The sequence below is a fragment of the Eubacterium sp. AM05-23 genome (assembly GCF_003477535.1).
GTDB lineage: Bacteria > Bacillota > Clostridia > Eubacteriales > Eubacteriaceae > Eubacterium > Eubacterium maltosivorans.
The window spans coordinates 45,141-51,558 of the sequence record NZ_QUDF01000021.1 but is presented as its reverse complement, the minus strand read 5'-3'; the positions used below and the strand labels follow the sequence as shown (position 1 = coordinate 51,558).

Below are 6,418 nucleotides of genomic sequence, written 5' to 3'. Positions count from 1 at the left end.
GGGTTTGGGGACGGAGTCACCAACAAGAGACTGTGTTTTGACACAGTCTGGGGCAAAACCCCTAAAAATCCTCTAAACAACTCTTTATCCGAATACTTGCGTACTTCTTTCCCTTCAAGAAAAACTCTGCCGCGATAAGGGCGGTTGATGCCGGAAATCAACGACAACGTCGTTGTCTTTCCCGTACCATTGCCCCCAACCAGTGCGTAAAACTCACCCTTTTTAACCTGCATGGACAAATCACGCACTACATCCGGGAGGTTCCGTTCATACCGGAACCAGACATCCTTTAACTCGATGACGTTTTCCTCATTTTTGTAATAGTCAACTTCCAGCGGAATGGTCGGTTCGGTGATCGTCTTATCCTCCGCCAGCTCAGAAAGCCACTGCCGTCCTTCCCGCACCGTTAAAGGGCAGGGCAGATCCGTATCGACCCCTGCATAAATCTGCATGGGCGCCGGCATAGATAAAAACATATCGTGCTTCATACCCCGCAACTCTCTGCCGATCGCCCGCGGCGTCCCGTGGGCAATAATCTTTCCTTCATCCATAACAACCACTTTATCTGCCGCGGGAAAAATATCCTCCAGACGGTGCTCTGTCATGATGACAGTTGTTCCCAGATCCCGGTTGATTTTTCTGACAGTTTCTAAAAAATCGGATGCAGCAATCGGATCCAGCTGTGAGGTTGGTTCATCCAGTATCAAAACCGATGGATGCATGGCCATGATGGATGCCAGATTCAGCAGCTGTTTCTGTCCGCCGGACAGCTCATTGACATTGCGCCTGAACCACGCCTGTATACCAAAGTAAGACGCCATCTCAGCCACCCTCAGCCGAATAGTCGGCGTATCGTAGCCCAGGCTTTCTAAACCAAAGGCCAGCTCATGCCAAACCTTATCTGTGACAATCTGGTTGTCTGGGTTCTGGAGCACAAAGCCAATTTCCGAGCTCTGTGTCCGCAAATCCACCTCCTCAAGCGTCTGCCCATGAAAAATAATTTCACCGGATAGCACCCCGTGAGGCTTTAGCACACTTTTCAAATGTCTGAGCAATGTGCTTTTTCCGCAGCCGCTTTTGCCGCATAATACCACAAACTCGCCGTCGTTCACCTCCATATTAATGTGATTCAGAGCCGGATATTCCATTTCCGGATATGTAAAAGTCAAATCTCTGATCTCAAGCGTCGCCATTTCAATTCCTCCAAACCATCAATCATAACCGGCAAAAAACATAAAGCCGCGTAAACAAAATACGTCAAAAAACTGCCCGCTGTCATCGGCATAAGCCCATTCATTTTTATTCTGGGATTGTATAAAGCATATGTGTAGCCATTGACTGCACCAATAATAAATCCAATCAGCAGCACCGCCATAATACTCATAACCACCGCGTCACGCCGGTCAAAACGGTACAGCGAAAAAGCTGTCCGGCCTCGCAGGCCATAGCCGCGGGCCTTCATGCTGTCCGCGGTCTCAATGGCGTTCTCCAGCGCCCAGGTAATCATGATCGACAAAATAGTAATACCGTGCTTTGCCCGTTGAAAAATATTACCATTGCTCAAATCACGCCCAACACATTTCTGTCCATTGCTGATAACCTTAATCTGCGCGATAAACTTTGGCACAAACCGCAGTACCATGGAAAAGATCAGCGACAACCCCGGTATGATCCGGCCGAACAGATAAATAAACTTGTCCGATGTCATGATCTTTGTATAGCACGAAAACCAGACAATAATCGAAACCAGCGTCACTGCCATCACTACGCCATAGACCATTGATTCCAATGTCATCGGATTTCCATTTCTTAAATAAAATAAAATTGTCACTCCATAGTGGTTAAACATCGGGTTAATGAGCATGGTGATCAACATAACCGGTAGGCTGAAAATCAGATTCATCTTGACTGATTTCCGCCATCCCAGCAGCACAAAAGAATATACGACTGCCGCAGCAAGCGAAATGCCAAGAATTACTGGATGATTCACAAACATGCCAATAACCAGTACGATCACAAAAAACGCGAAATTAACAATGGGGTGATAAGTTGAAAAAGTATCCTCCATCTCTGTCTCCTCCTAAATTATCTGCCAAAACATGGCATCAACCGTAAGCCAAACCCTTTAGAAAAACCGGTCTGGCCTACGGCTGCTGCTTTTATTTCTTTCCCTGCGTCACATCCTTTGCTTTGTTATCCGTGTGTGTAATAATATAGAACTAATATATTTCAAAGGGAGATCCCAATTGAAAACGTACGGGGGAGAATTGCCGGATCCCAAGTACCGGCATCAGCTTGCGCCTCCCCCTTCTAGCATAAATAAAGAAAGATTACCAGGCACTTGCCCGTTATTCAAGTGCCTTTTCAATAAAGCTTTCCAGAGGCTCCATTGAAAAAGCCCTTACAAACAAAACAAAAAGCCTTCCACATTCTTATGTGAAAGGCTAAATAGTATTTATTTAAATCGTATTCAATTATGATTTTTTGCGCACTTGTCCAATCCGCTTCCACATGTAACGTTTGATTGGCCGTACCAAGGTTCCGAATTTTCTGACTTGTCACCCGAAGGCTGTACAGTTGCAGTGGAGCAGTTGAGCTTTGCACTCATTCCTCTTTCCCAAGGTCGTCATATTATTAACTTGTATAGACATAACTTATCTATATGATACCTAAAGACTTCCTTAATGTCAACCCACTTCTCTCCGATTGTTATTATTTTTTGTATTGGGCGGGTTTGCTGAAAAAATCTACATTGTTTTTCCCACACTGCGCTGTAAAATAATCAATGCATCATAAGACGTAATTTGGCCGTCATGATCCATATCCGCATTGGATACGCGTTCCTCCGGTATGACATTTTTTCCAACCGAATACTGCAAAGCCAGCAGCGCATCATATGAGGTGATCTGACCGTCACCGTCCACATCTCCTAAAATTTCCGGAGATGCCTCGGTATTTAATGCCCACAGATAACCAGAGTCATTTTTATAATAAAGGGTTCCCTCCTGGTCACTGACCAGACTGGCTGTACAATACTGCGGGTTGGACGGAACGTATAAATCTCTGACGTCTGGTTCTTTATTGCCCGCAAAATCCTTAATCACCTTTACCGTACCCACAGAATTGTTCAGCGCGACATAAAGATAAACCGTCTGATTGTTTTCTGCCGTGGCATAAGCTGTGGTTAAAAGCGGCGAGGACTGGGATGGACCGTCAATATCCACAGCATAAATCAGGTTCATGGTCTTGGCGTCAAAAACATTTAACCCCCCGCGGCTGCTGATATTGCCAGCCATAACGTAGACACGTCCATTATAAACCACCGGCGTCGAGGTGACCAGGCCATTGACGTCGCCCGAGAGCACACTGCCTTTGTTAAAGCTGCCGTCCCCATTCACCGTCATGGCGTACACCTTCTGCGCGTCCTTCGCGGTAAAATAGAGCGTACCCCGAGCGGTGTCGTAGGCGACGCTGCCGCGGATATTGCTTTCTGCCTGATAGCTGTCGATCTGCTCGCCAGTCAGCTTGTTGCGCGCTTGGACAAGACCCTTTTCGTTCCCATAGACAACCGCCTGACCCACGATGGTCGCGCCAGCCCAGTAGCAGGCCGAGTCCTCATCCACCCAGGTATATTCCTGAATTTCATCGCTGCTCTCGGTATCGGTATCCGCAGAGCTGACACAGAAAAAACTGCCTTTTGTGCCGTTGCCGTTGCTGGTGCCCACATAAACATTCCCATTATCATAAATCACAGGGCAAAGAGGCTGTTGGCCGTCCCCCTTTGTACGCCACAGCGGCTTCAGCGTTTCTGCGTCAAAAGCCTGCAGAATGCCACTGTTAAGCGGCACAAAGATCTTGCCGTCTCCATAGGCCGCGTAGCTGAAATAGCCGGTATTGATAGCCATCTCCTGCTCCGCCAGTACCTTTCCCGTGTTCCGGTCCACCCGTCTCAACATTTTGCCGCCCGCGATATAAAGGTCATCTCCAACAATGATCGGCGAGCCCACGCCCAGCCCATCCGTTTTCCACTTTTCCATGACCGCCGCATCACCCGTCGGCAGCTTTGTGTCCACAATCGCCATATTGGTACTGTCTTTTCGGAAGGCCGACCAGTAGCTGGCATCGCTGACGACCTCTGTGGCGCCCGTCACCGTGTCTGCCTTGGGCAGCGGCGCCGCCCCCACGTTTCCGGAAAAGACAAACGCCCCTGCCAGAAAAACCACCGCCAGCTTAGACGCGAACTTAAATCTGCTTTTCATTTATTTCTCCTCCATTTTTGATTACTAAATGATTCCGTCCTTTTAAAGCAGCGCATACAAAAAGACCTTCCGGCCAACGCCGAAAAGGTCTAAAAAAGCAAAAAAATCCCGATTCATGCGCTCGCCCAGCTCCGCAGCAGCGTACTCTCTCAGGATTCTGACTAACCGGTAAATACCGGATCACAGCAACGGTTTTGTTGGGGATTCACACCCCATTTCCCTCATCATTTAATTTAAGCCTAATTATAGCTTAATCTGCATGATTAATCAAGTTAAAATTCACGTCTTCCTCTCTTCTTTTAACGCCATATCTCACAGTGGTCAAACTGCTGGTCCGGGTACTCGATGACCCCAAGGCCCAGCTCTCTGGCCGCAGCCGCCACCTCGTCGTAGGGCGCCCCCGGGCAGTACAGATCCGCCGCGCGGCCGCTCAGGTGCCAGGAGTTCTCAATGCCGCCCACCTCCGCGTTGCGCGTCTTGCACCGCACACCCGAGGTGATGATGATGGGCCGGTCGAAATAACACCGAAGCTGATCCACTTTTTCCAAAAGTTCCGGGTCCATCTGAGCCGGCCACCCGTCACAGTAGCCCGCGCAGTCACAGGCATATTCCTCCATTAAAAAATGTGCCGACGCCCAAGGCCCGGAAGTGAGGATGGGATCCTCCGGCAGCGGATGGTCGATCACCGTCCCGTCCCCAGGCGGCTCCCGCGTCTCCGACTCCGATAGCAAAGGCTCTGGCGACGCGTCCGGTACCGCCTCCGGCGAAAGCCTGAAGCTGGTCAGAAAAACTCAGGAGATTAGAATGAGGATTGCTACGATTAAACTTCGACTGATACGTTGGTAAAAATTTTTCAATTGGTGCTCCTTTCTTGAACGAGTTGATAGTTGACAATTGATAGTGGATAGCAGGTGATGATTTTGTCGTTCAGATTGACTTCAAAAATATGGATTTTTTCTAACAAATCCATCATCTCTTTGGTAACGCGGATCCGGTAATCTGGAAAAAGCGCTTCGGCATCCCGGATGATTGCTTCTGTTTCGAACCCACCTAGGTCCAGTATGAGGTAAAGCTTTTTTCCATATCCTGATAACACAGGCTGTAAGGCTTTCTGTATTCTTGTCCGCAATGGGGACAAATATTGTTAATCACTCTTGTTTTTGTCATTTTTTCCTCTTTTTAACTTTTTTATTTTTAATAAAAAAAGCTTCTATCCAAAATCGCATGTTTATAACGACTTTGGACAGAAGCTCTTGTTATGCTAAAGTGCTTTGTTTGCTCATCGGTCCTTTTTGGCAAGGTGCCGACGTTTCATTCTGAAGATCAGTGATCCGACTTAGATTTCGCCTTACGGTTGCGCATCAGTTTAAGTTTTTCACTCAATTTCCCTTTGAAAACAATTTCTTGTTCTCAGTTAACGCTTAAATGGCTAACGCTCTCCAGAAACATTCTATTTTTTCTGACCTTTTTACTCTCAATTACTATTCGAGCATTTATACCTTTAAAAATCAAGGTATGAGGGGCGTTTTTTTACAGTATTAATTTTTTATTTGACCCTACTGCCCTGAAATTTTTTTGACAAAGCGCAGAGACTCCTCTTCCTCGGGCTGGGCGCTTGTCTGTAGCTGGTATTTATCGATAAGATCCAGAATGACCCATTCTTCTGTCTGCAGCAATTTTTCTGCCCTTGTACTGTCCTGGGGCTGTTCTGCCGGGTTCATGTGCAGCAGGAAGGGATAACGCCCTTTTGAATCTGCGGCGCATATGACGCTATAGGTACCTTCCAATGTTTGATAGGCTTTGAAAATGGGTTCCTCTGCCCGTTCCGCTTCCTCATAAACCGCGTAATGAAACTCGAAACGTCCGTTTTCTCTGAAAATAAGGGTTTCCAAGTAGGCATCGTCACTGATCCACATGCCCTGCAGCAGTTCGCGGGTTGGATCGGCAGTTTCGGCAGTATTCTGAGGTGTGACCGTGGGCTTGGATTTTGCTGCCTTTGTTCTGGTTTGGCTGCTGTACCAAAACAGGCCGCCAAACACGAGGGCCGCAAATACCAGCAGCAGAATGCCCCACAGAATAATTTTCTTCATTTCCTCTCATTTGCTCTTTCTATAATGTTTATTTATTCTTCCGGGTTTATTTTATCATAATCTACAAAA

6 protein-coding genes and 1 riboswitch are annotated in these 6,418 nt (G+C 47.4%); all 6 genes read right to left on the bottom strand.

All coding sequences use genetic code 11. From position 1 onward, the window contains the following. A partial coding sequence (locus DW091_RS19390; RefSeq protein ID WP_118519047.1) for an ABC transporter ATP-binding protein occupies positions 1 to 1,193 on the bottom strand: 1,193 nt, incomplete at its 3' end. Continuing rightward, positions 1,166 to 2,068, bottom strand: a complete 903-nt coding sequence (locus DW091_RS19385) for an energy-coupling factor transporter transmembrane component T (protein ID WP_118519046.1) — start codon at positions 2,066 to 2,068, stop codon at positions 1,166 to 1,168. The genes DW091_RS19390 and DW091_RS19385, both read right to left, overlap by 28 nt. Before the next feature lie 679 nt (positions 2,069 to 2,747). Further along, on the bottom strand, positions 2,748 to 4,259 hold the full coding sequence (locus tag DW091_RS19375) for a PQQ-binding-like beta-propeller repeat protein (protein ID WP_118519044.1): 1,512 nt from the start codon (positions 4,257 to 4,259) through the stop codon (positions 2,748 to 2,750). A 133-nt stretch (positions 4,260 to 4,392) separates the two neighbouring features. Beyond that, positions 4,393 to 4,518, bottom strand: a riboswitch (cobalamin riboswitch). Positions 4,519 to 4,558: 40 nt separating this feature from the next. Beyond that, positions 4,559 to 5,044, bottom strand: a complete 486-nt coding sequence (locus tag DW091_RS19370) for a D-Ala-D-Ala carboxypeptidase family metallohydrolase (RefSeq protein ID WP_187368488.1) — start codon at positions 5,042 to 5,044, stop codon at positions 4,559 to 4,561. A gap of 68 nt (positions 5,045 to 5,112) precedes the next feature. After that, positions 5,113 to 5,388 carry a CpXC domain-containing protein gene (locus tag DW091_RS20230; RefSeq protein ID WP_158577951.1) on the bottom strand — a complete coding sequence of 92 codons (276 nt, stop codon included), beginning with the start codon at positions 5,386 to 5,388 and terminating at the stop codon, positions 5,113 to 5,115. A 427-nt stretch (positions 5,389 to 5,815) separates the two neighbouring features. Continuing rightward, a complete protein-coding gene (locus DW091_RS19360; RefSeq protein WP_118519042.1) occupies positions 5,816 to 6,349 on the bottom strand; it encodes a hypothetical protein in 534 nt (177 codons plus the stop codon). Positions 6,350 to 6,418 lie beyond the last annotated feature (69 nt).

Coding starts and splice junctions, on each gene's coding strand:
- DW091_RS19385 (WP_118519046.1), bottom strand. CDS start 2,068: ATGGAGGATACTTTTTCAACTTATCACCCCATTGTTAATTTCGCGTTT.
- DW091_RS19375 (WP_118519044.1), bottom strand. CDS start 4,259: ATGAAAAGCAGATTTAAGTTCGCGTCTAAGCTGGCGGTGGTTTTTCTG.
- DW091_RS19360 (WP_118519042.1), bottom strand. CDS start 6,349: ATGAAGAAAATTATTCTGTGGGGCATTCTGCTGCTGGTATTTGCGGCC.